Annotated in this window: 25 protein-coding genes and 1 pseudogene; 5 read left to right on the top strand and 21 right to left on the bottom strand. The window is 62.8% G+C overall.

Annotation, left to right across the window (positions count from 1 at the left end; translation table 11 throughout):
• The first annotated feature begins 108 nt into the window (after positions 1 to 108).
• The gene (gene hemN / locus SM765_RS19770) at positions 109 to 1464 is read left to right on the top strand and encodes an oxygen-independent coproporphyrinogen III oxidase (protein WP_368981730.1); all 1356 of its coding nucleotides are present in this window, start codon (positions 109 to 111) and stop codon (positions 1462 to 1464) included.
• A 51-nt stretch (positions 1465 to 1515) separates the two neighbouring features.
• On the opposite strand, the gene SM765_RS19775 is transcribed toward hemN, so the two are convergent.
• The 4 genes from SM765_RS19775 to SM765_RS19790 all read right to left on the bottom strand — a co-directional run bounded on the left by SM765_RS19775 (position 1516) and on the right by SM765_RS19790 (position 4378).
• On the bottom strand, positions 1516 to 2184 hold the full coding sequence (locus SM765_RS19775) for an NnrU family protein (protein WP_368981731.1): 669 nt from the start codon (positions 2182 to 2184) through the stop codon (positions 1516 to 1518).
• On the bottom strand, positions 2181 to 3374 hold the full coding sequence (locus tag SM765_RS19780) for an NnrS family protein (RefSeq protein ID WP_368981732.1): 1194 nt from the start codon (positions 3372 to 3374) through the stop codon (positions 2181 to 2183). The genes SM765_RS19775 and SM765_RS19780 overlap by 4 nt, the downstream gene beginning before the upstream one ends.
• Positions 3374 to 3628: a DUF6522 family protein gene (locus SM765_RS19785; RefSeq protein ID WP_368981733.1), complete on the bottom strand. Its 255-nt coding sequence runs from the start codon at positions 3626 to 3628 to the stop codon at positions 3374 to 3376. Before SM765_RS19785 ends, SM765_RS19780 begins: the two co-directional genes overlap by 1 nt.
• 264 nt (positions 3629 to 3892) lie before the next feature.
• Positions 3893 to 4378 (bottom strand): hemerythrin domain-containing protein, encoded by a 486-nt coding sequence (locus SM765_RS19790; RefSeq protein WP_368981734.1) that lies wholly within the window; start codon positions 4376 to 4378, stop codon positions 3893 to 3895.
• A gap of 107 nt (positions 4379 to 4485) precedes the next feature.
• Between SM765_RS19790 and SM765_RS19795 the strand changes: the two genes are divergently transcribed.
• Positions 4486 to 4899, top strand: coding sequence for an RrF2 family transcriptional regulator (locus SM765_RS19795; RefSeq protein ID WP_368981735.1), 414 nt, complete (start codon positions 4486 to 4488; stop codon positions 4897 to 4899).
• Here SM765_RS19795 and SM765_RS19800 read toward each other — a convergent pair.
• Both SM765_RS19800 and SM765_RS19805 read right to left on the bottom strand, forming a co-directional pair.
• Positions 4878 to 5255, bottom strand: coding sequence for a hypothetical protein (locus SM765_RS19800; RefSeq protein ID WP_368981736.1), 378 nt, complete (start codon positions 5253 to 5255; stop codon positions 4878 to 4880). The genes SM765_RS19795 and SM765_RS19800 overlap by 22 nt on opposite strands.
• The gene (locus SM765_RS19805) at positions 5248 to 5862 is read right to left on the bottom strand and encodes a TetR/AcrR family transcriptional regulator (protein ID WP_368981737.1); all 615 of its coding nucleotides are present in this window, start codon (positions 5860 to 5862) and stop codon (positions 5248 to 5250) included. The genes SM765_RS19800 and SM765_RS19805 overlap by 8 nt, the downstream gene beginning before the upstream one ends.
• Positions 5863 to 5958: 96 nt before the next feature.
• Here SM765_RS19805 and SM765_RS19810 point away from each other — a divergent pair, with 96 nt between their 5' ends.
• From SM765_RS19810 to SM765_RS19820, 3 genes are read left to right on the top strand one after another with little or no spacing between them, the layout of a single operon-like run.
• The gene (locus tag SM765_RS19810; protein ID WP_368981738.1) at positions 5959 to 6456 is read left to right on the top strand and encodes a cytochrome b; all 498 of its coding nucleotides are present in this window, start codon (positions 5959 to 5961) and stop codon (positions 6454 to 6456) included.
• A 4-nt stretch (positions 6457 to 6460) separates the two neighbouring features.
• Positions 6461 to 7759 (top strand): efflux RND transporter periplasmic adaptor subunit, encoded by a 1299-nt coding sequence (locus SM765_RS19815; RefSeq protein WP_368981739.1) that lies wholly within the window; start codon positions 6461 to 6463, stop codon positions 7757 to 7759.
• Complete coding sequence (locus SM765_RS19820; protein ID WP_368981740.1) at positions 7756 to 10857, top strand: efflux RND transporter permease subunit; 3102 nt, start codon at positions 7756 to 7758, stop codon at positions 10855 to 10857. The genes SM765_RS19815 and SM765_RS19820 overlap by 4 nt, the downstream gene beginning before the upstream one ends.
• Positions 10858 to 11362: 505 nt before the next feature.
• Here the strand turns inward: SM765_RS19820 and SM765_RS19825 are convergent.
• The 15 genes and pseudogenes from SM765_RS19825 to SM765_RS19895 form a co-directional block, all read right to left on the bottom strand.
• Entirely contained in the window at positions 11363 to 12085 is a 723-nt protein-coding gene (locus tag SM765_RS19825; RefSeq protein WP_037240043.1) for a DUF736 family protein, read from the bottom strand.
• A 124-nt stretch (positions 12086 to 12209) separates the two neighbouring features.
• Positions 12210 to 12512, bottom strand: coding sequence for a hypothetical protein (locus SM765_RS19830; protein WP_012187347.1), 303 nt, complete (start codon positions 12510 to 12512; stop codon positions 12210 to 12212).
• Between the two features lie 100 nt (positions 12513 to 12612).
• On the bottom strand, positions 12613 to 13074 hold the full coding sequence (locus tag SM765_RS19835) for a DUF6915 family protein (protein WP_012187348.1): 462 nt from the start codon (positions 13072 to 13074) through the stop codon (positions 12613 to 12615).
• 1 nt (position 13075) lies between these two features.
• Positions 13076 to 13462, bottom strand: coding sequence for a DUF6878 family protein (locus SM765_RS19840; RefSeq protein ID WP_012187349.1), 387 nt, complete (start codon positions 13460 to 13462; stop codon positions 13076 to 13078).
• A gap of 121 nt (positions 13463 to 13583) precedes the next feature.
• Positions 13584 to 17846: pseudogene (locus SM765_RS19845) on the bottom strand (strawberry notch-like NTP hydrolase domain-containing protein).
• 101 nt (positions 17847 to 17947) lie between these two features.
• On the bottom strand, positions 17948 to 18100 hold the full coding sequence (locus tag SM765_RS19850; RefSeq protein ID WP_009819682.1) for an antitoxin PaaA2 family protein: 153 nt from the start codon (positions 18098 to 18100) through the stop codon (positions 17948 to 17950).
• A gap of 248 nt (positions 18101 to 18348) precedes the next feature.
• Positions 18349 to 18867 carry a type II toxin-antitoxin system YhaV family toxin gene (locus SM765_RS19855; RefSeq protein WP_368981741.1) on the bottom strand — a complete coding sequence of 173 codons (519 nt, stop codon included), beginning with the start codon at positions 18865 to 18867 and terminating at the stop codon, positions 18349 to 18351.
• A complete protein-coding gene (locus SM765_RS19860; protein ID WP_005668772.1) occupies positions 18864 to 19190 on the bottom strand; it encodes a type II toxin-antitoxin system PrlF family antitoxin in 327 nt (108 codons plus the stop codon). The genes SM765_RS19855 and SM765_RS19860 overlap by 4 nt, the downstream gene beginning before the upstream one ends.
• Positions 19191 to 19316: 126 nt before the next feature.
• Positions 19317 to 19970: a DUF6927 domain-containing protein gene (locus SM765_RS19865; protein ID WP_368981742.1), complete on the bottom strand. Its 654-nt coding sequence runs from the start codon at positions 19968 to 19970 to the stop codon at positions 19317 to 19319.
• Positions 19970 to 20563: a hypothetical protein gene (locus tag SM765_RS19870; protein ID WP_025042408.1), complete on the bottom strand. Its 594-nt coding sequence runs from the start codon at positions 20561 to 20563 to the stop codon at positions 19970 to 19972. Before SM765_RS19870 ends, SM765_RS19865 begins: the two co-directional genes overlap by 1 nt.
• A gap of 56 nt (positions 20564 to 20619) precedes the next feature.
• Positions 20620 to 22602 (bottom strand): ParB/RepB/Spo0J family partition protein, encoded by a 1983-nt coding sequence (locus SM765_RS19875; RefSeq protein ID WP_368981743.1) that lies wholly within the window; start codon positions 22600 to 22602, stop codon positions 20620 to 20622.
• A gap of 158 nt (positions 22603 to 22760) precedes the next feature.
• Entirely contained in the window at positions 22761 to 23150 is a 390-nt protein-coding gene (locus SM765_RS19880; RefSeq protein WP_274656556.1) for a DUF3768 domain-containing protein, read from the bottom strand.
• A gap of 86 nt (positions 23151 to 23236) precedes the next feature.
• On the bottom strand, positions 23237 to 23446 hold the full coding sequence (locus tag SM765_RS19885; protein ID WP_040182663.1) for a DUF6330 family protein: 210 nt from the start codon (positions 23444 to 23446) through the stop codon (positions 23237 to 23239).
• 23 nt (positions 23447 to 23469) lie between these two features.
• The gene (locus SM765_RS19890) at positions 23470 to 24408 is read right to left on the bottom strand and encodes an ArdC family protein (RefSeq protein ID WP_368981744.1); all 939 of its coding nucleotides are present in this window, start codon (positions 24406 to 24408) and stop codon (positions 23470 to 23472) included.
• 40 nt (positions 24409 to 24448) lie between these two features.
• Positions 24449 to 24934: a hypothetical protein gene (locus tag SM765_RS19895; protein WP_368981745.1), complete on the bottom strand. Its 486-nt coding sequence runs from the start codon at positions 24932 to 24934 to the stop codon at positions 24449 to 24451.
• Positions 24935 to 25775: the final 841 nt, after the last annotated feature.

Raw genomic sequence — 25775 nt, forward strand, 5'->3', positions numbered from 1 at the left:
CGGTGCTTGTGCACGCACCAGACCGAACTTGCGAAAAGCCCATTTGTTTCAGCGAGAAGTTTGATCTACGGCAAAGAGCCTGATCTGCATATGCCGCAAGATCGGTGCATGGAACATATCGATACACTCAAGGCGCTTGGCCTTTTCGACGCGCGCGTGCCCCGGTACACGTCTTATCCGACGGCCGCGGTGTTTTCACCCAACACCGGCGCTGCCTTTCAAAAAACTGCGCTTGAGACATTGGATCCGGACGATCCGGTGTCGGTGTATATTCATATCCCCTTCTGCGAGCGATTGTGCTGGTTCTGTGCCTGTCACACGCAGGGCACCCAAACGCTTGGGCCGGTCGAAAGCTATATCGAGACGCTTGAAGCGGAACTTGAGATGGTGCGCTGTACAGTGCCAGATGGTCTCCGCATGGGGCGTTTGCATTGGGGTGGGGGAACGCCGACCATTCTGTCCCCAGCGCTGATTCACCGTCTGGCCAAGGCAATCAGAGCTGTGTTTCCGCCAGCCGATGATTTTGAATTCTCGGTCGAGATTGATCCGACTATGGTGGACCTTGCGAAAATCGATGCTCTGGCAGCCAAAGGGATGACAAGAGCCTCCATCGGGATTCAGGATTTCGATCCAGAGGTGCAGCAAGCCATTGGTCGATTGCAGCCCTTTGATGTGACGCGCGCCTGTGTCGATGACCTGCGTGCAGCGGGCATCACGTCGCTGAACACCGATCTGGTTTACGGTCTTCCGCATCAAACCCTGGCGCGGATCGAGGACACCATCGGCAAGGTGTTGACCTTTGCCCCTGATCGCGTAGCCCTGTTTGGCTATGCGCATGTGCCGTGGGTGTCGAAGCGGCAAAAGCTTATCAAGGAAGAGGCTCTGCCCGACGATCTGGCCCGCTTTACGCTTGCAACGCGCGCAAGCGAACGATTTGTCGAAGCTGGTCTGACAGCTATCGGTATCGATCACTTCGCGCGTCCCGGCGATGCGCTTGCATTGGCTTTGGACACCGGTAGCCTGCGTCGGAACTTTCAGGGGTATACAGCCGACACATGCCAAACCCTGATCGGGCTTGGCGCATCCTCGATCTCGCGATTTCCAGGCGGATATGTCCAGAATGCCCCGGCAACAGCGGCCTACAAACAAAGGATCGCTGAAGCCGTGTTTCCCGGCGCGCGCGGGTATGCGATGACGCAAAACGATCACCTGCACGCGCGGGCGATAGAAGAGCTTATGTGTACGTTCGCGTTGGACTTGGATGATCTGGCTGCCGAACTTGGGCCGAAAGCCTTCGGGCTTTTGCCGTATCTCGACGACATGACGGCGCGATTTTCACCCTTGGCACAGCTGGAGGGGCACCGGATCAGTATTTCACCGGAGGGTCGCCCGCTGACACGGATCATTGCGTCCGTCCTCGATCAACACATTCCAGAGGGCGTCCGCTACTCTCGCGCTTCGTGAGAACAGGCGCAGTAAAAGCGTCGCGCTTATTCAAGGCGCGGCGTTATCTGTTCAAAGGGCGGGAACCCCGATCACAACGGGATGCAAGGCCAGCAAAGCGGCAAAACCGGCGATCGCCGAAATGATCCGCACGGCGACACCGGCCCAAGACAAAGGGCTGTTGATCACACGGGCGTTTCCAACGGCGGCATTCAGATCGCTCCACCGCCCTGCCCCCATCTCGCGCCGTTTGCGACGATTGATCAACGCGCGCCCCACAATTGCGAAGCTGCCCAGCACACCGAACAGAAGCACATGTGCCAGATCGCCATTTGGCAACAGATGCAGCCCCGCCCACAATGCCAAAGCAAGCAAAATCGGATGCCGCGTGATACGCACGATACCGGGACGTGTTGGGTCAAAACGGTCGTTTCTCGCGCCACCAAAGGAAAACGGATTGGGCCGTCCAATGCTGAATGCAAGGATCAGGCAGACGATCAGCATTCCCAGATGCACAACATGCCGTTGCCACACCGCCTGAGGCCAAAGCTCCACATATGGCGCTTTCCCGGCTGACCAGATGAGCGGGGTCAGCATTCCGATAGACAGGATCGAATAGCTGATCCCAAATCCTCGAGGGCCAATCTTCGCCGTGATGCGCGACTTGATGGACGGCCGAACCGGGACGGAATGCGTTGCGAAGAACAGCGCGAATATCCAGGCAAACCCTGCCCAGGTCATGCCGCTTTCTCTGGTTTCTGGCGCAAGAGCGCAGGTCCATACTTGAGGGCAAATCCTGCGAAGGCCAAAAGCCACAGGGTGCCGGAAACGTAGCTCATTTCCAGCCAAACCGATGTCCAAAGCCGCGCCAGGGCGGCCCCGAACAGGCACAGGTAGATCGCGACGGTGGCCCTGTTTGCCGTCAGCTTTTGCCCGGTATGCCCCAGCGTGGCGCGTGTCATCACCGCCAATGTCATGGCACCAACAGCCCCCGCCATCCACAGATGCTGCGCGCCCGCCGTACCGGGATTGCCCGCCAGTTGGTCAAGCCCCAAGGCAAAAGCGCCCATCGGGATGAAGACGTACGCGACATGCAGCACCCAAACGAGGGGTTCGCTGAGTGTGTGATGCCCCTGCCAGCGCAGCAAGCGCGCAAGGTGCAGAACGCCAAGGAGGATAAGGGCGATGCCCGTCACTCTCTCGAACGGTTGAACGACCCAGAGGGCCAGAACCACGATGCTCGACAGCAAAACCAGCTTGTCAAACCGCTGCATCGGCGGTGCCGGACGCGCAGGGTTGTCGGTTCTGGCCAGCCAGTTGCGGGTGAAAGACGGGATGATCCGGCCACCAATCACCGCGATCATCATCACAGCTGTCGCAAGCCCCAAACGAAGGCCAAGCCCCTGCGCCGCATAATCGCCGCTTAGCGCCTCAAAGTGGAACAGACCATTGGCCAGCGTGAACACCGCAAGCATCGCCAGCACGATCAGGTTCCGCCAGTTCTTGCCTGCCACGATCTCACGCAGGATCAATCCCCCCAGAACCAGGGGGAAGGCCAGATCGACAACCAGTGCAACCATGATGGAAAAATGGGCGGAATAGAACACCGCGATCCGGCCTGCGACCCATAGGCCGAACAACGCAGCCAAGCGCCATCCCACGATCGGCAGGCGCCCGGTCCAGTTCGGAACCGCTGTCAGCAGAAAGCCAGCCAACACTGCCCCCAGATAGCCGAACAGGAACTCATGCGCGTGCCACGAGACATGGTCAAATCGTGTCGGCAGGTCGATAGCGCCCGTCAAAGCCGCCAACCAGACCAGCATCGCCACCACGACCCAGATCGCCCCGAACAGAAAGAAGGGGCGAAACCCGTAGCTAAAGAGCGCAGGCCCTCGCCATGCGCGCATTTGCTCTGCCGATGTCTGTGCCATCAGCGGCCTCCGATATCCGTGCGCAGCGTCTTGAGAACCGTTCCGTCCTCCGAACAGATCAGGCGCACTGTCTTGGTTTTGTAAAGGAATGTCAGACGGATGCGGCCTTCATCCTCGTCCACTCCGGTCTCGAACCGGGTTGTGATCTCTTCAGCGCGCATCTTGGCTTGAACCTCAGCGGCACTTAGGCCCAGCAGGTCTGCCACGTCTTTCGCATCCACAATCGGCTGACCATCTTTCATCTCGATTTTCATGTCTTTTGCGTCCTGTCGGCTACATCCATCAGGTGTCGGATATGGCGGGCAAAAAAGGCGTAGCGGGCGCATCCGGCAACGGGCTAGATGATCCTGACGGCCGCACAATGCAACATGGCCTTTGCTGGCTTGGCTGCGCCTGTTCCATCCCGCCCACGCACGACACATCACGCCCCTTTCCAAGGTCAACGTCCAGCGAATGGAAAACCGAGGGATAGACCTCGGCAGCCGTGCAAGGCGGCGAGGCATATGTCCCGCCTTTGGTCATCTTGCCGGCTCGAACCGGGGGAAAAGCACATTGTTCTCCAGCGCGATATGCGCGGCCAGTTCGTCAAGCAACGTCGCCGTGCCGCCATAAAGCGACCGCCAGAAGCCGCAGGCATGCTCTGGCGGTGTCAGAACACCTGTCAGCTTGCGGATCCGCGCGATGGTCTCGGCGTGATCGTTATGGTCGGCGCGCATGACCGCAATTGGGTGCTCGATGCCCGCACCGCCGCCCACGCGCATGGCAGGGAACAGGATCGTCTCTTCCTTGGTCATGTGGTCTTCCATCTCGTGCGCCAGCGTGGCCAGGGTACGGGCAAGACCCTTCGGGGCGTCTGGATCATCGGCGTGAACCTGTTCGACGCGCTCGGCCAAGGGCACGAGCGAGGCAAGGTCCGCCCGGTGCATCTCGTGATAATTGGTCAGGATGTGGTCGATCAGGGCGCCGTTTTCCTGCGGCACTGCGGCGGTGGCATTGTCGTGCATGGCACATCCCTTCTGTGATGAATCGTCGGAAAAAAATGAATTGGCATTTGATTTACCGATTAGCCCACAGTAATACGCATTGTAAATACCAAATCAGGAGCGCGACCATGCGCCTCACGTCCTTCACAGATTACGGACTTCGCGTGCTGATGCGCATGGCGGACACCCCCGATCGCGCCTTCACGGTCGCCGACCTAGCCGCCGAGTTCCGTATCTCGCGCAACCATCTGGCCAAGGTGATCTCAGCGCTTGCCGCGGCAGCTCTTCTGGAAACCCGGCGCGGCGGCGGCGGCGGCGCGATGCTGGCCCGCGCGCCCGAGGACATCCGGCTGGGCGATGTGGTGGCGGTGCTCGAGGCCGATCAGGCGCTGGTGGAGTGCTTCGCCTCCGACACCAACACCTGCACCCTGACCCCGCACTGCCGGTTGAAGGCGCGACTGGCCCATGCCGAAGCGGCCTTCGTGGCTGATCTCAACCGCAGCACCCTTGCCGATTGCGTCTACCGCCCGGAAAGCGCCTGAAGCGCCACCAGCGCGATGCCGCACCATACCGTGCTGCGCAGGGCCATGGCGAAAACGGTTCGCATCTCGAAAGCTCCACCCTGCGCCACATGCAAACCGAACGCCGCGAAGACCAACAGCGTTGCCGCGAAGATCGCCAGCGACAGGGGCCAGGCCCATCGCCGCCCCTGCCACAGGCCAAGGCCCGCGACGGCATAGGCGAGCCCGGCCAGCGTGTTGAACCACAGCACGAAGGGTACGACTACCCCCATGTCGGCTGATCCGAGCAATGTTCTGACGCCAGAAAAGACGGTCAGCATACCAAAGGCAACCGCAACACCGCCCGCAATGTGGAGCGTCAGACTGGTTCTAGGCATCGCAAGAGCCCTCCTTCGCGCGTAGAAGTTCCATCTTTACGTCAAACAGCCGCAACCCCTCAGGCACGAGCGCAAAGCCCCGCGCGCCAAGCGTCCAGCGGATCGCGACACCCTGCACCAGCGAGGTCAGAAGGACCGCGACATCCTCAGGACTGACGTCGCGGCGCAGATCCCCGGTCGCTTGGCTATCTTGGATCACTGCAACAAGGCGGCCCTGAAATGCGCCCAGCAGCCCGCGAAACACGTCGCGCAGGGCTGGATTGTCCACCTGCAACTCGCGCGAGAACAGGATCGACGGCAGGGCGGGCGTTGCGGAAATGGCTGACAACTGCGCACCGATGAGTCCCCGCAGGCGCGCCTTTGGCCCGGCGGCCTGAGCCTCGGATGCAGCCCAGGACTCCTGCAAGCGGTCCGCGATATCCTCGGCCACCGCCAGCCAGAGCGCGCCCTTCGTCGGAAAATGCCGGAAGATCGCGGGCTGGCTGAGGCCTACGGCACGCGCGACATCAGTGGTGCTGAGCCGGTCCGGTCCGATCTCATCGGCCAGTCGCAGCACCTCGGCCACGATCTGTGTCTTTCGCTCTTCCGCGCTCTGACGACCGGACATGCAACACCTCTTGTTAGTTATAACTCACTAACATACACTATTGGCAACCGCAACCTCTATCCCGAGTCGCGCGCTCAGACCGAAAGGACCCCCGCCATGCCCGTCACAACCGCCCCGACCGGCTATTCCCGACCGCAGATCGCGCTGCACTGGCTCGTCTTCGCGCTGATTGCGCAGCAATACCTTTTCAAGGACGCGATGTCGGCCGCCTGGGACCGCGTCACCGACGGGCTCGAAGCTGGGTTCGACCCGCTCGTGCTGGCCCATGTAGCGGGCGGCGCGCTGGTGCTGATCTTCGCGCTGTGGCGGCTGACGCTGCGCGCCCGGCACGGCGTGCCTCCGGCGATCGAGGCCAACAAGCTGCAAGGCATCCTCGCCAAGCTCACCCATGTCGGCCTATACGCACTGATGATCCTGATGCCGCTCAGCGGCTCGGTCGCGTGGTTTGGCCGGGTCGAGACCGCGGCGCAAGGCCACAACGTTTTGAAGATTGCCCTGCTGGCGCTGATCGCGCTGCATGTCGTCGGCGCGCTCTACCACCAGTTCTTGCTGCGCGACGGCACGCTGGCGCGGATGCGCCGGGCGCAAGGCTGATCCCATGAGACTCGCCCCTCTCCTCGCCCTGCCGCCCATTGCGCTCGGCATTGCCGCGGCGGTCTGGATGATCTCGTCGGCACCCGGACCGGCCCAGATCGAGGGCAGCGGATCCGCCCTGCCGGTCCGCGTAATGACTGTCGCGGCAGCTGACCTACGCCCGACCGCCACGGCGTGGGGCAACCTGCGGGCAGCCGACACCTGGGTCGCCGTGGCCGAAGTCCAAGGCGAAGTGATCTGGCGGCACTCCGACTTGGAACCCGGCCGCCTGATCCCGGCGGGAACCGAGGTGCTGCGGATCGACCCTGCGGACTACGAGCTCGCGTTGGCGCAGTCGCAGGCAGACCTTGCGGCGCTGCACGCCGAACAGGCGCAGCTTGCAACGGAGACCGACAACACACGCCGCATCCTCGATCTGGAACGTGCGCGACTGACGCTTGCTGAGGCAGATCTTACGCGCACGCGGACCCTGGCCCAACAGGGCACAGTCCCGCAATCGCGCGTCGATGAGGCCGAGCGTGCCACGCTACTGGCCCGCCGCACGGTCGCGGAACTAGAAAACGCGATAGCGCTTATCCCGTCCCGCCAGGCACGGATCGCGGCACAGGTCGCGCGCAGCGGGGCCGCCATCGACCGAGCACGCCGAGCGCTCGTCCGCACGACCCTGACGACGCCGTTCGACTTGCGCGTGACCGAGGTGAATGCGGAGCTGTTTCAGACAGTCGCCCCCGGCCAGGTGGTGATCCGTGCCGACGGGATTGCGGCGGCCGAGGTCGTGGCGCATCTGCCAATCGACAGCTTTCGCCGCCTCGTGGGAAATGCGCCTGAAAGCACCACCCTTGCCGACATGATGCGCGACTTGCCCGCGACGCAGATCGACGTGACGCTCAGCCCGCTGTCAGACCCGAACCAAGTCTGGACCGCCCGTGTTGTCCGGATCGAGGGCGCGCTGGATGCCCGCGCGCGCACCGTGCCGGTCGTGGTGAGGGTCGATGATCCCTATGAAGGCGCGGACCCGCCCCGGCGCCTGCCGCTGGTGCCCAACATGCAGGTGCAGCTTTCCTTTTCGGGCGCATCCCTCACCGACGTCATAGCAATCCCCGAGGCAGCGTTTCATATGGGCATGGTGCGGATCCTCAGTCCCGATAATCTGCTGGAATTGCGCCCCGTCACCGCAGCCTTTGCGCAAGACGGTCGCATCGTCATTGCCCAAGGCATCGCCCCCGGCGACCGCGTCGTGATCGACGACATCGCGCCGGCCATTCCCGGCATGTCCTTGACGCCTGTCGAGGCCCTGCAATGATCCGATGGTTCACCGGCCACCCAACGGCGGGCAACCTGCTGCTGCTCCTGTTTCTCGCTGCCGGTGCCTTTGCCGCGCCGGGTCTCTTGCGCGAAACCTTCCCAGATTTCCGCGCGGTTGAGGCCGAGATCACCGTGCCCTATCGCGGGGCCGCCGCCGAGGATGTGGAGACCGCGATCTGTGCGCCGCTCTGGGACGGGGTGCAGGGTGTGGAAGGGCTGGAAACCTTCACCTGTACCGCGCAGACCGGACGCGCCCGCGCCGTGGCTACTATGGCGCCGGGCAATGACGCGCTGCGCTTCCTCAATTCCCTGCGCACAGAGGTTTCGGCCATCGACAGCTTTCCCGACCGCGCCGATCCTGCGGTGGTGCGCGAATTGCACCGCTCCGATCCTGTGACATCGGTCGCCATCTCGGGCGATCTGCCGTTGGGCGAATTGGATCTCTATGCCTACGGCTTGTCCGACCGACTGACGGCCCTGCCCGGCGTCGCCCGCGTGACACGCGGGGGCCTCGGCACCCGGACACTCACCATCGCCGCCACCCGCGCCGTACTCGACAGCCACGGCCTGACACCTGCCACATTGGCCGCCGCCATCGCCGCGCAGAATATCGACCTGCCCGCCGGTACGCTCGAAGGGCCGGGCGCGGACCTGACCTTGCGCTTCACCGCCGAACGCGACACGGCCACTGCCCTTGCCACAATCCCGGTGCTGGTTTTGCCGAATGGCGGGACGCTTACGCTGGGCGATGTTGCGGTGATTGAGGAACGCTTCGAGCCGCCACAGGAGCGCGCCTTTGTCGATGGCACTCCCGCCATCGTGATCGACGTGGCCAAGGCACTCGATGCCGACGCGCTGCGTGTGCTCGACGGGGTCGCCGCGCTAGTCGCCGAGGAAAGCGCCCGTCTGCCCACAACGATTTCGGTCGAGGTGGTGCAGGACGTGACATCCATCATCCGCGACCGGTTGGTGATGCTGGTTCAGAACGGGGTGATCGGGCTTGTGCTGGTCGTCATCGTGATGAGCCTGTTCTTCCGCCCCGGTTTCGCGATCTGGGCCGCGATGGGCCTGCCCGTGGCTTTTGCGGGGGCCTTCATGTGGATGGCGCTGACCGGACTCAGCCTGAACATGATGACACTGGTGGCGCTTCTAATGGCGATCGGGATCGTGATGGACGATTCCATCGTGATCGCGGACTCCATCGCGGTTCACTCGGCTAGGGGAGCCACGGTGGAAAACGTGGCCGCAGGCGTTGCGGCCGTGGCGCCCGGCGTGATCTCGTCCTTCCTGACGACGCTGGCCGTGTTCCTGCCCCTGGCCTTCCTCGCAGGAGAGTTGGGCGCCGTGCTCGAGGTTTTGCCGGTGGTCCTGCTGGCAGCACTCGCCGCCTCGCTGGTCGAGGCCTTCCTGATCCTGCCCCACCACCTGAAGGGGGGCATGAAGGACACCGCCCCCTCCCGCTTCCGCAAACGCTTCGACGCGGGCTTCGACAGCTTGCGCGAGCGTGGTGTGGGTCGTCTGGCCGATGCCGCGATCCGAGGCCGCTGGCTGGTCGCGGGGCTGGCCATCGGGGCCTTGATCCTGACCGTCGGTGCCCTGGGCGGCGGTGTGGTCAAGCGCGAGGCGATGCCCGAGATTGACGGCGATGTGCTGGAGGCGCGGCTGATGCTGCCCGCAGGCACCACGCTGACGCGCACGACGGAGGCAGTCGCGCAGGTGGAGGCCGCGCTTGACCGTGTGAGTGCCCGCCTGACCCCCGAACAGCCCGAGGCGCAACCGCTGGTGATCCGCCGCATCACCCGGCTGGGCCGCAACCTGTCGGCGGGCGAGAGCGGTGCCCATGTCGCCACCGTCGCGGTCGACCTTCTGAGCGCCGAGACGCGTAACAACACGCTGGACGAGATCGTTACGCTCTGGCGCGAAGAAATCGGCGCCCTGCCCGGTGTGTCCTCAATGATCCTGACCGAGCCGGGGATAGGCCCGCAGGGCATCGCGGTGGAACTGCGCCTGAGCCACCATGACCTCGCCACGCTGGAAGCGGCAGGGCGCGCAACGCTGGCCGAGTTGGAAACCTATGCCGGTGTGCGCAACGCGATCCTCGACCTGCGCCCCGGCGCACCCGAGCTGCGGCTGAGCCTGTCGCAGGGCGCCGAGGCCTTGGGGCTGACCGCCACGGATGTGGCAAGCCAACTTCGCGCGGCTTTCCTCGGTACGCAGCTTGCGGAAATCCGGCGCGGTGATCTGGCATGGGATCTTGAGGTGCGGCTGTCCGATGAGGACCGCACCACCCGCGCCGACCTGAGCCTTTTCGAAGTCGCCCTGCCCGGTGGCGGCACCGTGCCGCTCTCCAGCATCGCCACCATCGACGAGGCGCGCGGCTGGGGAACCGTCACGCGGCGCAACGGACTGCGCACGCTGACCGTCGCGGCCGATGTGGACGGCCGGATCGGCAATGCCGACGCGATCACCGCGCGGCTGTCCGAGGGCTTTCTGCCCGATCGGACCGCCGCCACCCCCGGCCTCACCTTCGAGATCGGGGGGCAGGCCGCCAATTCGGCCGAAACCGTCGCCTCGATCCTGCGCGGCTTCCTGATCGGGCTGGTGGGCATCTACCTCGTGCTCAGCTTCCAGTTTCGCAGCTATGTTGAGCCGCTGATCGTGATGATCACCATCCCGCTGGCGTTTCTGGGCGTGATCTGGGGCCATGTGTTGATGGGCTACAACATTTCCATGCCGTCGCTGGTAGGGGCGGCGTCGCTCGCGGGCATCGTGGTGAACAACGCCATCCTACTGGTCGGCGTTATCAACGCCCGCCGCGCCGAGGGGCTTTCCGCCGCGCTGGCCGCAGGAGAGGCTGTGCGGTCGCGGTTCCGCCCGATCTTCGTCTCGGTTTCGACCACCATCATGGGGATGGCACCGTTACTCTTGGAATCTTCGACCCAGGCCCAGACGCTCAAGCCACTCGTTATCTCGGTCGTCTTCGGGCTCTTGGCGGCAACGGTTCTGATCCTTTTGGTGTTGCCCGCATTCTATGCAGCGCTCGAGGACATTCGGCCAAGGAAACAGGGCCATGCTGCCGTTACAGAAGGTCGCTGACCCCACCCCGCCTCCTCAATAAACAAAAGCAATTGGGACTGGCAGAGAGCTAAGCAAATTGTCGAGCGGACGTTCATTCCGCTTCAGATTTCGGACGAGTTTCGTCCGGTCACGAGATGGACAAATAGCGGCGATCGCGACCCTGGGTAACCTACACCTGAAGACACTGAGCTGAAAAGCGCACGACGAACCACGATCGAGTGCGATCAAACAATGAACACATTGTGCACACGCTCTCACTTAAGCACCTGAAGAAAGTGCAAAATCTTTCCCATCCATCACCGGACAGGCCAGATTCTTTTCGAATGGCGGCTTTGATCTGTTTTGCGTCCGTTCCTGCAAATCGCAGCATCAGGTAGTTTGGGCTCTTCGGTTGCACTAGCTGCGGGCGACACGAACGTCTGCAATGCACGCCGGGTTCATTCAACCACACCAGTACAGAAAAAGGGGAACCGTGGTCTCACGGCTCCCCTTTCGGTTCAGATCGTCTTCTCTCGCGCGCTGGTCATGCGACCAATGACAACCCCGCGTCCTGAGGCTGCTCACCGCTGTCGATGAACGGGATGATCGAGAAGGTCTGGCCACCGCGCTGCTCCTCGTTTTGCACAGCGTTGACGCGCAGGTCGCCATCAGGCGTGTTGATCAGCAGCGACAGGTAGTCATTGCCCGTGCGGCTGCTTTTGGCCATCCAGGCCGAGCCAACGCGGATCGGCTTGCCACGCGGCGAACTGACCTCGATCCGGTAGTCCGGATGCGTGTCTTCGGTCTTGTAATCGTTCTCGATCAGCATGAACTCCAGATCGAACATCATGTTGGCGATGTAGCCGGTGAAGGCGTTGTCGGCGTCCATGGCGGTGAGCTCGCCCGAGATCGAGCCGGATTTCATCAGGCCGTTCGAGACCAGCGGGATGATCTCGAATTCGCCGCTCTGGGCTGTGCGCGCTTCCTTCGTCTGCACGGCATTGACGCGGAACGGGCCCAAACCGACATCGATCTGCATCGAGATGTAGGGATTGCCGCTGGTCGTGCCGGTCTCGTTCCAGGCCGTACCGATGCGCACCTTGCGGCCAGACTTGTTGACCGCCGTCACGTCGTAATCCGGGCTGCGTTCGGACATCTTGGCCCGTGCCTCGAGCTGGATGGCGATGTCAAAGCGCGTCGAATGGATCATGCCGGTGTATTCGGCGGCTGCGGTCTCGACATTGCGGGTAAGGGTTCCTGCGAACATGGGATGGTTCCTTTTGGATTGGCCGGTGCCTGACGTTTTTGCCAACGCATCCGGGATTGCTTTCTCGACCCCTTGAGGGATCACAAATCAGAAAGCCTGCTTTCCTTTCAGTCCCGCCCACGGGTCAGATCTGCCGTCCGAGTGGGAGTGCCCCCGCGCCTCCGGATGCTACGCCCCCCTCCTGCCCGTCTGGTCTTGATTGGCTGCCCGGATTTTCCGCGCCGTCCTCCGATCGCGCGATGAAGAACTCCGCTTCTTTGCCGTTCAACCGGTGCCCGCTCCGGTCGGTCAGACCGATGCAGCTGCCGTTCGGCACATAGGTGATCAGGTACTGCCCAAGCCGGTCCTTGTGGACAACGTAGCCGGTATTGGCCCAATGCACGGTCTGGCCGGCATCGACGGCCGCCTTGATGTCTTCGAGTGTCATGCGATCCTCCTCAAGAAGAATGGTGGGGAAACGACGCAAGAAGCCCGATCTTCCAACCGGGCTTCCATGCAGTATTCGTTTGGCAAACGGCCAAGAGCTGTCAGGCGCTTTGCGTGGCTTGCGTCGCGCGCGCCGCCATCCAATCCTTCAGGCCAAGAACCGTTCTTCCGGCGGCGACCTCGGAGGCCCAGGCAACCCTTGGGTCGCCGCAGGGCTCATTGCCGACATGCCGGTCGATGTGGCCATTTGCCATCCATGGCTCAGGCTGGATCCGTCGAAGCCAGTCCGCCATGCTCGGAATGCGTCCCTGACAGTCTTCGCGGACATGCTGCTCGCCGATCCAGCGCACGGGGATCTCTCGACCTGCGCTATTGGTCAGGGTCAGGCCGAAGACACGTTCGGCCTCGAACAGGCCTTGAGCGTGGTGGCGCATGGCTCGGTGCGTGAAGAGCGCGAGATGCTCTTTCGAGGCGTCAAACCAATCGTGCACAGCCTGATAGTCAGACGGCACCCCGCCGAATTTCCGGGCCGAGCTTTCGGCATGATGAAGCGGATGCGCCATCTCACAGCCCCTCGTCATAGCTATGCGAGCATTCAACGTAGCGGTCCGCATGATCGAGCGTGATGCTGTCGGCTGCTATGTCCCAGGTCAGCGTGCCGTAGCCGCCCTCGTTGTTTTCGAACCCCGGGTGATGGTGATAGGCGAGCGACCAGGCGAAGTCGCCCACCTCGGTGGCAAGCGGCTCCGGCAGTTGGACCTCTGCAGGCTGCACCGTCACATCCTCGACATTGCCGGAATCGCCATAGCCTTCGTATTCGGCGGTGACCTCGCTGATGCCAAGCGCGCGTAGTTGCGCAAGCAGCTCCGCTCGGGATGCCTTCAGAGTGGTTTCGCGCTCTGCACGCCACTGAGCCGCCATTGCGGCATAGTCGATCTGGGGATTGGTCATGGGTCTGTCCTCTTATCTGAATTTGGGGGGCCGGGCCTGGCATTGGTCAGCGCGCGCCCGGAAAGCGCAGATCGGCCAAATCCCGATCCACGCCGCCCGACCGGAAGCCCGCTTTGACTTTTCAGGCGGCTTGTTCTGACGTCATGGCGGCTTCCTGCCCCACGATCCGGGCCAGAATGCTTCCCGTGTCGATCCCGTCCCCATGCGGCAGGAACACCCGTAGCTGGAAGGCGATGATCTCGGTGAAGCAGCCGAGGGCCTTGAGGCCATCAATCATGCCCCTGTCAACGCCGCACAACTCAAGGCGCATCTCGCCTGCGACCCGGCGACGGGTCAGGGTCAGACCCCGGCCCAGATCAACAGGTGCGGTGGTGCCGAGGGCGGCGGTCAACATCTCCTGTGGCGTTTGCGGGTTGGAGACAAGGAAGCGGGCGCGGAGCGCGGCCGCCCCTTCTTCGCTCAACGTGCGCCCGATCATGGCCGTCGCCCCGTCAGGCGTGACCCTGTAGATGCGTTCATTCGTGGTCGGAATGTCCTTCCAGATCGGCAACAGCAGCCCGGTCAGCAGGTAGAGCTTGGTCGTGGTGGTTTTCGGCAGGGACGCGGCCTCTTCATCCCAAAGCCTTGCAAACTCAGGCTTGCCGATCTCTTCCCAAGCCGAGGACTCAAACCGTGCCTCTTCGAGATAGCTCGACCCGTTTGGCCGCACCGCCTTGCGCATCAGCGTGACAGTGTCCTCGTCATACATCTGCATTGGCCGCGCCGAGATGAGCGCCGCGCGACCCGACGCGCGGTTGACCATCGGCAGCTTATCGAAATTGCGCGACAGGGCGTCATCCGCCGAAAGCACATGGACCGGGTCGGTGACTTCAAGTCCAATGATCCGCGTCACGGCGCCGGATTTCGGGCAGGTCCAGAGATCCTCTGTGGATACCTGTTCGATCTTTTCGCCACGCAGAGTTTCCACGCCGAGATCGAGCGTGCCGGCCGCGCGCGCGCGCTCAGACTGATCAGCGATCCGGCGCATGAACTCGGCAAAGAGCGCGTTCTGCATGTGGATGGGAAGGGCCAGAACCCGGTTCAGAAACCGCTGGATCGGGGGAAGCTCCTCAAGGAGCACCCAGTCCTTGTCGATCAGCCGCAGGGCCGTCCAGTCGGTGAAGCTCTCGTAGCTCATCGCCTCAGCGCGTCCGGCGGCAAGATCGGCGAAATACCCACGCAGCGCCGCCCGTGCGATCGGGCTTTCGAGATTGTCCTCCTCGCGGAACATGCCCTGCGAGCCGGTCTCGCGCTGACCCTTGGTCAAGGCCCCCAGCTGGTCGAGGCGTTTGGCAATCGTCGACGTGAAGCGTTTCTCGCCATGCACATCGGAGGTGCAGACACGGAAGAACGGCGCGCTGACCTGGGCAGAGCGATGCGTGCGGCCCAGCCCCTGGATGGCCGCATCCGCGCGCCAGCCGGGCTCCAGAAGATAGTGCCGCCGCCGTTTCTGGTTCTTCGCCGTTTGCGCCGCGTGATAGGACCGGCCCGTACCGCCCGCGTCGGAGAAGATCAGGATATCCTTCTCGCCGTCCATGAAGGCTTGGGTCTCAGACGAATTGCTGCTGGCGGCGCGTTTCTCGATGAAGAGGTGGCCATCCTCGGCCTTGAGGGGCCGGATGGACCGGCCCGTGACTTCAGCGACGGCCTCGTCGCCAAAGGCCCAGAGGATCTGGTCGAGCGCCGAGGGGATCGGGGCCAGCGTCATCAACTCCATCATGGCCGCGTCACGCAGAGCGAGCGCCTCGCGCGAGACGACCAGCGCGCCAGTTTCATCGCGGAGCGGTTCGGCCACCATATTGCCATCGATCTCGACCAGCTTTTGCGCATGAATCGGGAAGGCCTGTTCGAGGTATCCCAGAACATAGTCGCGCGGCGTCAAGGCACCCTCGACGAGTTCACCCTCGGGATCCATCGTCTCAAGTCGACGTTTCAGCAGGCTCTCACCCGTCGAGACCACCTGGATGACGCAAGCCTTGCCCGCCGCCAGATCTTCCTTGATCGCGCGGATGATGGTGGGGGCTTTCATGCCCATCAGGAGATGGTTGAAGAAGCGCTGCTTCGTGCTCTCGAAGCGGGACTTGGCAGAGGCGCGAGCGGCCGAGGCATTGGTCTCTCCCGAGGCGTCGTTGACGCCGGTCGCTGTCAGCGCCGCTTCGAGATTGTGGTGGATCGTGCGAAACGCACCCGCATAGGCGTCGTAGATCTCGATCTGGGCCGGGGTGAGCGCGTGCTCGAGCACGTCATACTCCACGCCGTCGAAGCTGAGGGCGCGGGCCGTTTAGAGCCCGAGCGTCTTGAGATCGCGGGCAACCACCTCCATGGCGGCGACACCGCCGGCTTCCATCGCAGAAACGAAGCTCTCGCGGCTTGGGAAGGGGTATTCGGGGCCCTGCCCCTAGAGCCCCAGCCGCGCGGCATAGGCGAGGTTGTGCACGCTCGTGGCACCCGTGGCCGAGATGTAGAAGACGCGGGCGCGCGGCGCGGCCAGTTGCAGCCGCAGGCCAGCAAGGCCCTGCTGGGAGGGTTTGACCCCCCTGCCCTGCTCAGACCCTGCCGCGTTCTGCATGGCATGGGCCTCATCAAAAGCGAGGACGCCTTCAAAATCTTCGCCCATCCAGTCGAGGATCTGGCTCAGTCGCGTGGTGCCGCATTTGCCCGCGGACCGCAGCGTGGCGTAGGTGACGAAGAGGATACCGTCGCCCATCGGGACGGGCTGGTCCGGTTTCCATTTGGAAAGCGGCTGAATGTCGGCAGGCGAGCCGCCGAGATCGGTCCAGTCGCGGATCGCGTCCTCGATAAGCGTGGCGGATTTGGAGACCCAGATCGCCTTTCTGCGCCCGGCCAGCCAGTTGACAAGGATGAGCCCCGCGCATTCGCGCCCCTTGCCGCAACCGGTGCCGTCGCCGAGGAAATAGCCGAGGCGATCGGCCCGTGCATTAGGGTCATCATCGGCGCGCGTCAGCTTGGTCTGGTCGTCATCGATGGTGAACCGACCGGGCAGGTCGCGCCCATGGGCATCATGTGCCATGACGATGGTCTCGAGCTGCGCCTCGGAGAGATGTCCCTCCTCGATCAACCGTGCGGGCAGGCGCAAGTCATCACGGCCCGTGTTTGAGGGCACCGGCGGCGCGACCGATGCCATGGCGATGCTTTCGACCAGTGGCGTCGGATGTTCCAGCGCACCCGCGATCTCGATCCGCTGCGGACGGTAGCGCGCATAGATTTCCGAGATGGGCGTGTTGTCGCGCGGGGTCTCAAGTCTCGTGAAAGTTAGCGGGACAACGGCATTGGCCCGGGGTTTGGAGGGGGCGACAGGCGCAGCGGCGGTCTTGCGCGGGGCAGATGATGCAACGGTCGGTCGCGCAGGAGTAACCGCTGCCGCCCGTTGGGCGGGGCGCATCTCGGGCCGGGTTGCGGCCACGGCGTCGACAAAAGGAAGGGCTTCATCCAAGTCCCGGACACTGGCGCGGATCATCTCGCCGTCCTCATACACCTTGTCGAAGACCATGAGCTGGGTTTCCACAGACGTGCCGAGCTTGCGATAAATCTGTCCCGGCATCGTGAGTGCCAAGCGCGGCGTGAGGGGGCCGCAGGCGCGTGACCAATGCGCGGAATCGCGTTCGGGCGTGAATCCCGGCGGCATGATCGCCACCAGCCGTCCACCGGGTGCCAGGCGCTTGGCAGCCGCGATGAGATGTTTGGCGGCGATGTGCTTGTCTCGGGAGCGATCGACCGAGGAGGCGAAGGGCGGGTTCATCACCACGACGTCGGGTAGAACCGGCGTCTGCAGCAGATCATCGATATGCTCGCCGTCATGGCCTGTGACCTCGCCGCCGAAGAGCGCCCGCAGGAGGCGCTGGCGAAAGGGGTCGATTTCATTGAGCACAAGCGTGGCACCGGCCCGGGCGGCGAAAGCAGCCAGGGCACCGGTGCCAGCCGAGGGCTCCAGCACGGTCTCGCCCTTGCGGATCGCCGCCGCTCGCAAGACCAGCGCCGCAAATGGCAGCGGCGTGAAAAACTGCTGTAACCGGATCTGCTGCTCTGACCGGCGGGTTTCCGTCAGCAGCCGCGAGGCAAGCAGCTTTGCAGCGGCGATGTCACCTGCCGCGCCGTTCCCACGCAGCAGCACTTGGACAGCCGCGGCCTGCATCAGGTCGTAGGCCATCCGCCAATCCCAGGCGCCGCCGGCATCGCTGCCATGAAACGTCTCGCGCATGATGCGCGCCAGCGCTGAACTGCGCAGGGGTTGGTGGTCGACCTCCGCACCGATCTGCACGAGGGCAGAGGTGAGGTCAGTGTCGGAGATTGAGAGAGCCGGATTTGCCGGTTTGGGCTTGGACATGGGGGTTCCTTTGGATCAGGGTCTGAGTTCCAAAGGACAAAAAGCCCGCTTTCGCTTTTCAGGGTGACGGGGGTCAGACCGCGCCGACCTCCAAGGCTTGGTCAGGACTTGGGTTCGACCTGCCGCTTCGCATCAATCAATGCCTGTGCGGCCTGCATCACCTGAACCTGAGATGTTCCCGAGCGTGCATCCTCCAGCGCGGCCTGCACCTGCGCGCAAAACCAGGCGTCATAAGAATTCGCTTCAGCGGCCATGGAAATGCTCCTCGAGAGCTTTATCCAGAAGCTTGCCAAGGCCATGGGGCATGTCTGCAACGTGCACAGCAATTGGGAAACGGTGCCCCGTCAGGTCAGGCGCGCATTGCTCCTCTAGCCCGAGGTGCTGCCTATCCTTTTCCGCCTCAATCATTGTGCTTTCTCCGACCGTATTATCAGCCGATGCTACATCTTCCAGCGGGGCGTCGTAAACGATAATGCCAAAGGGTCACAGCAAGCTGGCCCACTTACCGATCGGGCACCGCTTCAAGGGAAGTTTCGAACCGCTTGCCCGCCGCTGCAGCTTCTTTCAAGAGCGCGTCGAAATTGTCAGGTGGATTGCCATCTTCGAGCATCCCTTTGAACGTCGCATAGGCGTCCGTCTTGCTGCCGTAGGCGCGCAGGGTCTTGTCGTCGTTCACCCAAGCCACCACGATGACCTTCGCATCGCTGTTGAACCGATAGAACAGCCGATACTGCTGGAAGAATTTCGCCCGGAACCAGTGCTTGCGGTGATCGCCGAGTGTGCCGCCTTGCCGGAAGGCGGCGGCACCCGGATCTGCCGGTATGGCCTCGGTGACCAGCTTGAAGATGGCGGCCAGCCGTTTCGTGGAATTTTTCTTGCGCCAGGTCTTGGGATCGCGTGCCTTACGCGCCTCGACCTCCAGGATCAGCCCTTCGAGTTGGTCCAGAAAGAGCGGATGCGCATAAATCGACCATCCGTTTACGACAAGGGGCGCTTGAGCGGGCACGCTATCGCCGCTCATTCATCCTCGAGCGACAGCGGCGCATCGAGATCGACGTCAACGTCTCCGACCAGTGCTGCAAGACGGTCATGCAAAGCCCCATCGAACGCCCGAATGCGGTCCGGATGCGCCTTGATATCGGCCTCGACAAAATCGAGAAAGGCGCCGAGCACAGGATCTTCCTCGTCGCTGCGCACGGGCTCAATATAGACCCTGCCACTCGGCTCGGTGCAGTAGCGAATCTGGTCGCCCTTGCCCAGCTTGAGCTGCTTGCGCACACCCGCCGGCACGGTCGTCTGATACCGATCCGTGAGTTTCGAGACATCTTGTGCGAGGGCTGTCATGGCAGTCTCCTGAAAGAATGGGGGTCTTTGCTGCCTGCGATAGGTAATGCATTTGCATTGCCATGTCAAGATAAGCCGCAGGATCTGCTGTCGCCGGGCAGGCCGATGAACCGTCCGGCGCAGGACCTAATTTCGCCCCGCCATAAACTCGGCCAGCACAGGACTGGCCGCGCCCTTTGCAGAGCTGAGCAGCTCCGAGCCCGCAAGCGAGGCCTTCGACAGGCGTACGAGCCCACCAGTTTCCTCGATGCGGTAGCAGCGGCGCTTTTGCCGCCCGCGCCTGTAGTGGGTCGCGGTGACAATCTGGCAGGTACTGCCATCGGTGAGCGTCACAGGTGCTGCGAGCTTGATCTTGTCGCCTTCCTCGTAGTCCGGGATCGCAGCCCAGTCCTGGCAGCGCTGGCGCCAGGCATGAGCATAGCTGTCTGGGTCTTTCAGCTCGGACAGCAGGGCCAATAGGCTCAGTGGCGCGCGGGATTCGACCGGTCCCGCGCTTTCCTCCATGTCCTTGTAGCCCCAGCAGCCGTCATCATATCGGGTAAGGAATACGGCGGCGAAAGTGATGGAGCCATCCGCATCGGTGACATAGGTCGTGTCTTCGACAGGGGTGCCGTCGATATTTGTGACCTTTGCCGCCGCGTACCAAGTCGAACCCACCTTGCAGGCTTTGACCAGTTCCGTCTTGCGCATGTCGCTCTCGAAGGTGCAGAGCCGGGCGATTTCCGCTTTCTCATCCGCGTAGGTCTGGACGCGGCCGTCGGTGTAGAAGAGCCAACCCATCACGCCGCCCTCCGGTCATCGATTTCCATCAGCGCATCGAGCGGCACGCGGTAGGGCTGCATGGCGTCGAAATCCTCGCAATTGCCGCAGTTCTGCACGATCGCGAAGGTGTCGCAGGCATCCTTGAGGATGACCCGGAAGGTGCCGCCGAGGCCCGAGGGCACCTCGTAGGTCCCGCCGATGAGATAGTCCGAGGCCCGGCGCACAAAGACGCGGATACTGTGGCCATCGGTTGCGAGCCGTATCGCCCCCCGCCCCCGGTCGATGAGCACCTGCACGTCATCCAGGATGTCGGTGTAGAACTGGCCGGTCAGATCGCGAAATGCCATGCGGCGCTGCGCCATCCAGTCGGTATCCCGAAACGGGTTCATGCCGTCGGCGAAGGCGAAGGACGGATCGGCCTGCTCGGTGGTGACGATGCGGGTGGTCGTGCCATCGATGCCGTTTGAGCGCAGATGCACGCCATTGCCGACGATGAGGATCAGGGCCGGCCTGTCCACGGGCCCGTTCCAGTTGGGCAGGAAGGTTTTGCAGGCGCGCGCATGTGCGATTTGCGCCGCAACAGCGGAGGCAGAGAACTTGAGAATAGCCATGGGGATGTCTTTCTGTTCGGTTTGGAATGGTCGACCCGCGCGGGTCGCGTGATGGCTCAGGCCGCTTGCGCGACCTCGCTGTCAGGCTCCGTGGTGTCCGCAGTGGGCTCCGCCTCATCACAGGCGACACCCGCGGTCTGCATCATCGGCGGGCACCAGGCGGCCACGGCAGCGCGCTGCGCGTCCGTGAGTGTGGCGAAGGGTTCGGCGAAGAGCTTGTCACAAAAGGCGACGATCTCCTTCTTGCTCGACGAGGCCAGCGTCACCGCCTCCTGGGCCAGGCCCAAATCCTCGCCGAGGATCTTCAGGAGCCAAGCCTTCTTGAAGCGGTTGAAGAGCGCCGCATTCGGCGTCCAATGCGCCCGGATGTCGGGCATGATCTCGATCTCGAACGCATGCATCAGGCTGTCGCGCTGGCGGACCCGGGCAAAGCAGGACTGCGTGGTGCTGGCGGTGGCACAGGCGACGAGCTTGACCTTCTCCCCTGCCTCCAGCGCGCGAAACGCCACGAACTGATCGGCGGGAGACCGGGCGTCATCGAGCCAAGAAAGGTCGAGCGCATCATGGGCCGCCGCCACTTGCTCGAGCGAGGTCTCGTCGATCTCGTCCATCTTGGCATGGCTGCGGTATTCCTTGCGGGCATCGATCTTGATCGCCTGCGTGACACTCATGCCGCTGGCCAGAACGTCACTGACCAGCTTGAAGAGCGTCAGATCGAGAGTGGCCTCCGGATGCAGCGCCATCGCGGCGCCAAGGGCCATGGCCCGCTCGGTCTTGAGGTCCTCAGCCAGCGAGGCCGGGTAGGTGATTTCGCCGGCGTCCGGGGCCTCCTCCCCTGTCGGATTGCTCGCGGAGCCGCGCGCGCCCTCCTCTTTCACGGTGTCCTCCGGGCGCACGAGGCCCATATGGAGCGTGATCTGCCCACCCTGCCACGACGCGATCACCCCAGACCGCGCCAGGTCCCCGGCGCTGTAGGCCTCCTGCAGATTGCGCGCTTCGTCTTCCAGAGCGTCAACGCGGTCGTAAAGGGCGTTGTAGGCGTCCTCCTCGAGCCCCTCATCCTCCATCTCGAGCTGCAATTTCTCAAGCTCGGCGGTGATCTCATCGATGCGCTTTTGGGCAGCCTCATCCGGCTCGATCGGGCCGGGATAGACGCGGCCATAGTCGGCCATGGTCGCGTAGTCACAGCGCACCATCGCATCGGCCCAGGTAAAACCCAGCCTCATACGGGCCTCTTCGGCAGCGGCACCGAGCTTTTCGAGCAAGATGGTCTCGACCAGCGCCGCATCCTCAAGCACGGAATGCTCTTCAAGAAGGTCAGCCGCGACGGCGCCGCCACGCGCCTCGTAGTCTTCGCGCACGAAAGCCCCAATATCATCTTTGACTTGCACCCCGCGGGATTTGAGCGCCTGCCGGACGGTATAGGCCTGCAGATAGCCGCCGTCTTTCGTGAGCGCCTCGAAGACCTCGCGCTGCGCCTCCTGGCTCGGGTGCTCGGCGAAGGCCTTCATCGTGTCGAGCGTGATCACCTTGGCCCGGGCCGCGGCGCGGATGTCGGGGTGGATAAGGCCATAGCGCAACCGGCCTTTCACGGCGGCCACCGTGGTGCCGAAGGTCTTTGCGATGGTCTCGGGCGTCTGGCCGTCGACCTCCATCATCCGGGCGAAAGCCTCGAACTCGTCGATTGCGTTCATCGGTGCCTGAGTGATGTTCTCGGCGAGCGACAGTGCCGTGGTGACGTCGCAGTCTTCCGGCACGAGGCGGCAGTCGACCTTGGTTTTCGCCGTGAACCCCTTGGTGGCCTTGTCTGCGATCAGCTCCTTCAGCGCGGCATGGCGTCGGCCACCGGCGAGGACAGCGTATTTGCCGTCGAGCTTCTGGACCAGGAGAGGCTGGAGCAGGCCCAGAATAGCGATACTGGCCTTCAGATGGGCGATGTTCTCGGGGTCATAGGTTTCCGGAGAGTTGCTGCGCACATTGGCGGGATGCGGGACCAGATCGCCGATGGCGATGGTGAGAGGGGCAAAGCTTGTGGTCATGGGATATCCTTCCAGGTTGGTGAGGTGTGGCCGACGCACTCACGCACGTGACCAATCCCCGGCTTCAGGGATCACCACGACAAAAGGCCCACTCTCCCTTTGAGGGGTCAGTGGGCCTTCATTGCTTGACGTGTAAGGTTTGGGGGGTGTCCCCTCGCCTACCAGTCGCGCGCCAGCATGATGGTCAGCACGCGCATGGTCGTGGCAGGATTGTCCGGGGTCTCGGCCCCGTAGCGGAAATCCGAATCTGCCTCATAGAGATCGATTTTCCAGAACACGGTCTCGCCCCGGATCTCGACCGCGCCAAAATCGTGCCATCCCTCGGGATCATTCTCAGGCTCGAATGTATCGAACGCACCGGTGGCCTTCACCGCCTCGGCCATGAAGCCGTCACCGGCCTCCATAAGCGAGCGGGTGACATGCATTCGGCCCTGGGTGGGCTGCGCGGGCGCCACTCCAAGGCACGCGAGCTTGCGAAACGCGTCGTTTTGCGCCGCCATCACGGTCTGATCCGGACGGTCTGGCTGGGATTGAACGGTCATGGACATGGGATCTCCTTTGAGAAGTTGAAACACCCTTCCCAAAGCCCGCTTTCACTTTTCTGCTTGGCGGAAGGACCGAAGCAGAAGGCGCCTTACCCGAACAGCCCTCTGGCTCTGTAGTTCGGGTTGGGGATGGTTTCGATCCAGCCGCCCTGCTCCTTGATGCTCTCGAGTGCCGCCGAGAGCGGGTAAGCGCCCTCGGACGGGCTCCACCAATAGGCACCGCGTTTGAAGGTGATGATCTTGCGGCGGCCGTCTTCGAAGCAGGCCACCCGCAGCGTCTTGGGTTCCTTGCGTGACATGCGAGTCTCCGTTCTCCGTGTGGTCAGGCGGCCTCGGCACTGCGCCCAGCCCTACCCGCCTCAGATTGTGCGATCAGATAGTCACAGGCGCGCTGCGCATCCGCGGCGTGCTTGAAGATCGCACCCTTGTCCGACCGAAGAACGCGCAACCAGTTGTGGAGGTAGGCGGCATTCATCTCGAGCGTATGCGCCGTGAAGCCGAGTGTCTGACCCAGGAACACCGAGGTCAATTCCGCGACGATCTCCTCGCGCGCATAGGACGTGTTGCCATACTTCGAGAATCCGAAATTACGGTTCAGTCGATGGGGGGCTTTCGTGGCATGGGCCAGCTCATGGGCCCACACCCCGTAGAAATTGCGCGGGTCCTGGAACCGCGTGATGGACGGCATGTAGACCTTGTCCACGGGCGGCAAATAGTACGCCTCCGTGCCCGTGAAGACGGTCGTGATGTCGATGGCATCGAAAAACGCCTGCATGTGCGGGATTGGCTCGGACGGAGGATGCTCGGGCACGGGCTCCGGATCGGGGAAGAAGCTGTCGGGCAAGCCCTCGATTTGGCAGGCATTGAACACGCGGTAGGATTTCTGGAAGCGGAAGATGTGGGCTTCCTCGGAGCGATCATCGCCATCGCTGCGGTCGTCCTCGCCGCCCGCGTCTTTCCGGCTTTGGCCGTAATAGACGACGACAGAGGATTTCTCGCCCTTGCGGACCTTTGCGCCCAATGCATTGGCCTGCGGCAACGTCATCCAGAAAGGAGAGCTGTGGCCCGCCATCACGGTCCGCATCGTCAGCAGAAAGTTGTTGACCCCCTGGTAGGGTTCACCGCCCACGCGTAGGGGACGAGAGTTGCTACCTGCGGTCCAGGGCTTGCGCCACGGCAGGACGCCGCGCTCGATGATGCGGATGATTTCGTTTGTGATGACCTCGGAGGCATCGAATTTGGGCGTGCGGGATCGGGCCATGGCTGGCCTCCTTTCGAGTTTTGGTGAGAGGAAATGGTGATCAGGCTGACTGATGGGACCGCGGATCGTTGAGGATCCTCGCGCCGAGCCCTTCGACCATGTCGATGTAGGTGGTCAGCGAGACGGACTTGCCGGAACCCGAAGGTTCAGGGTCGCCCGATCCGTCCCGCGCCACCCGCGGCAAGTTAGCGAAGGCGATGACATCGGTGACGGGTCGGATATCGATGAACGGGGTCCCTCGTGCGACCGCAAGAGTGGCCAAGGGAAAGCGCTCGATCGGCGCGAAGGTCGAAACGGTGGTCCAGCCGAGATGGATGAATGTCCCGCCCTCTCCGCAGATCACATGCGCGTTTGGCAATGACGCCGCCTGCTTCAGATAGCCGAGATCACGCAGGACAGTCTCCCGCTCGCGCCGCTGTGCCTGCCTCGTCTGGCCGGTTCGGCGTGGTTTCTTGTGTCGCCACCACGAGGCAGCGGTCGCGCGCAACACGCGCAAGACACCTGTTTGCATCGGAATGCCCTTCATCAGGAAAGACAGACCGGAATCCGGCCCGGACCCATCTGAGGGACCCCAAAGGCCCGCATCCGTCAGTCACAAAACCCGAAGAACACTTTTACTTTTCGTGGACCAAACCCATGAAACACCCAACCGCCACCGAACTGTACTGGTACGACGGGATCAGAACTTCCACAGGGCCCATCGGCTAGACCTGTGGCGGTTCCTTCTTCACGAGATAGCCCAGACCGCTCAATCGGCCCGCAACTGCCAACTTCTTCGTAAAGCGTGCTGATGCTTTGGCTTCCCGTCGATGTAGCGGATCGGCACCCTGGAAAGGGAAATCATGTCGATGAAGGCTGTTATGGGCATGATTTCTCATCGCGAATACCAAAAAACGCAATAACCTATTGTTATTAAATCATTTTCCTCCATATGACGGATCAGATCATTCCGCAGCCAACATCAATGCACTCTTTTAAAGAGTTCGGGTGTCATGAAATCAAGAGATTGCGTTGCAACCGCTGTTCTGCGATGTCCTCGTCGTCCACTACAACCAAATCAGCGGAACGCGGGACCGCTGGCAACCAGCTGCTGCGCTTGAGGAACCGATTGCCTCGTTGGCCATGTCGCCATTATCGAAGTGACTGAGAAGTTACCGGCTCCCCCTTCCCCGCGCGCGGGAATTCGAGGATCGAGCCCTTGGTCAAACGGTTTTGGCAACCATCGATCGTCTGCTCCTTGTGCGCTACGGCCCGTAGCCACGATATCATGCAACAGACATCCACAACCTACCTCTCAGGCATTAGCACCGATGAAGGCCAAGCGAATATCCGAGGCCAGGACCCAAATCGCCGTCAGCAGGCGCCGG

This window comes from Pseudophaeobacter sp. 1A09344, from assembly GCF_041008745.1.
Classification (GTDB): Bacteria; Pseudomonadota; Alphaproteobacteria; order Rhodobacterales; family Rhodobacteraceae; genus Phycobacter; species Phycobacter gallaeciensis_A.

Excerpts from the sequence above, each read along its gene's own strand:
- hemN (WP_368981730.1), top strand. The coding sequence starts at position 109 with ATGGAACATATCGATACACTCAAGGCGCTTGGCCTTTTCGACGCGCGC.
- SM765_RS19775 (WP_368981731.1), bottom strand. The coding sequence starts at position 2,184 with ATGACCTGGGCAGGGTTTGCCTGGATATTCGCGCTGTTCTTCGCAACG.
- SM765_RS19780 (WP_368981732.1), bottom strand. The coding sequence starts at position 3,374 with ATGGCACAGACATCGGCAGAGCAAATGCGCGCATGGCGAGGGCCTGCG.
- SM765_RS19785 (WP_368981733.1), bottom strand. The coding sequence starts at position 3,628 with ATGAAAATCGAGATGAAAGATGGTCAGCCGATTGTGGATGCGAAAGAC.
- SM765_RS19790 (WP_368981734.1), bottom strand. The coding sequence starts at position 4,378 with ATGCACGACAATGCCACCGCCGCAGTGCCGCAGGAAAACGGCGCCCTG.
- SM765_RS19795 (WP_368981735.1), top strand. The coding sequence starts at position 4,486 with ATGCGCCTCACGTCCTTCACAGATTACGGACTTCGCGTGCTGATGCGC.
- SM765_RS19800 (WP_368981736.1), bottom strand. The coding sequence starts at position 5,255 with ATGCCTAGAACCAGTCTGACGCTCCACATTGCGGGCGGTGTTGCGGTT.
- SM765_RS19805 (WP_368981737.1), bottom strand. The coding sequence starts at position 5,862 with ATGTCCGGTCGTCAGAGCGCGGAAGAGCGAAAGACACAGATCGTGGCC.
- SM765_RS19810 (WP_368981738.1), top strand. The coding sequence starts at position 5,959 with ATGCCCGTCACAACCGCCCCGACCGGCTATTCCCGACCGCAGATCGCG.
- SM765_RS19815 (WP_368981739.1), top strand. The coding sequence starts at position 6,461 with ATGAGACTCGCCCCTCTCCTCGCCCTGCCGCCCATTGCGCTCGGCATT.
- SM765_RS19820 (WP_368981740.1), top strand. The coding sequence starts at position 7,756 with ATGATCCGATGGTTCACCGGCCACCCAACGGCGGGCAACCTGCTGCTG.
- SM765_RS19825 (WP_037240043.1), bottom strand. The coding sequence starts at position 12,085 with ATGTTCGCAGGAACCCTTACCCGCAATGTCGAGACCGCAGCCGCCGAA.
- SM765_RS19830 (WP_012187347.1), bottom strand. The coding sequence starts at position 12,512 with ATGACACTCGAAGACATCAAGGCGGCCGTCGATGCCGGCCAGACCGTG.
- SM765_RS19835 (WP_012187348.1), bottom strand. The coding sequence starts at position 13,074 with ATGGCGCATCCGCTTCATCATGCCGAAAGCTCGGCCCGGAAATTCGGC.
- SM765_RS19840 (WP_012187349.1), bottom strand. The coding sequence starts at position 13,462 with ATGACCAATCCCCAGATCGACTATGCCGCAATGGCGGCTCAGTGGCGT.
- SM765_RS19850 (WP_009819682.1), bottom strand. The coding sequence starts at position 18,100 with ATGGCCGCTGAAGCGAATTCTTATGACGCCTGGTTTTGCGCGCAGGTG.
- SM765_RS19855 (WP_368981741.1), bottom strand. The coding sequence starts at position 18,867 with ATGAGCGGCGATAGCGTGCCCGCTCAAGCGCCCCTTGTCGTAAACGGA.
- SM765_RS19860 (WP_005668772.1), bottom strand. The coding sequence starts at position 19,190 with ATGACAGCCCTCGCACAAGATGTCTCGAAACTCACGGATCGGTATCAG.
- SM765_RS19865 (WP_368981742.1), bottom strand. The coding sequence starts at position 19,970 with ATGGGTTGGCTCTTCTACACCGACGGCCGCGTCCAGACCTACGCGGAT.
- SM765_RS19870 (WP_025042408.1), bottom strand. The coding sequence starts at position 20,563 with ATGGCTATTCTCAAGTTCTCTGCCTCCGCTGTTGCGGCGCAAATCGCA.
- SM765_RS19875 (WP_368981743.1), bottom strand. The coding sequence starts at position 22,602 with ATGACCACAAGCTTTGCCCCTCTCACCATCGCCATCGGCGATCTGGTC.
- SM765_RS19880 (WP_274656556.1), bottom strand. The coding sequence starts at position 23,150 with ATGTCCATGACCGTTCAATCCCAGCCAGACCGTCCGGATCAGACCGTG.
- SM765_RS19885 (WP_040182663.1), bottom strand. The coding sequence starts at position 23,446 with ATGTCACGCAAGGAACCCAAGACGCTGCGGGTGGCCTGCTTCGAAGAC.
- SM765_RS19890 (WP_368981744.1), bottom strand. The coding sequence starts at position 24,408 with ATGGCCCGATCCCGCACGCCCAAATTCGATGCCTCCGAGGTCATCACA.
- SM765_RS19895 (WP_368981745.1), bottom strand. The coding sequence starts at position 24,934 with ATGAAGGGCATTCCGATGCAAACAGGTGTCTTGCGCGTGTTGCGCGCG.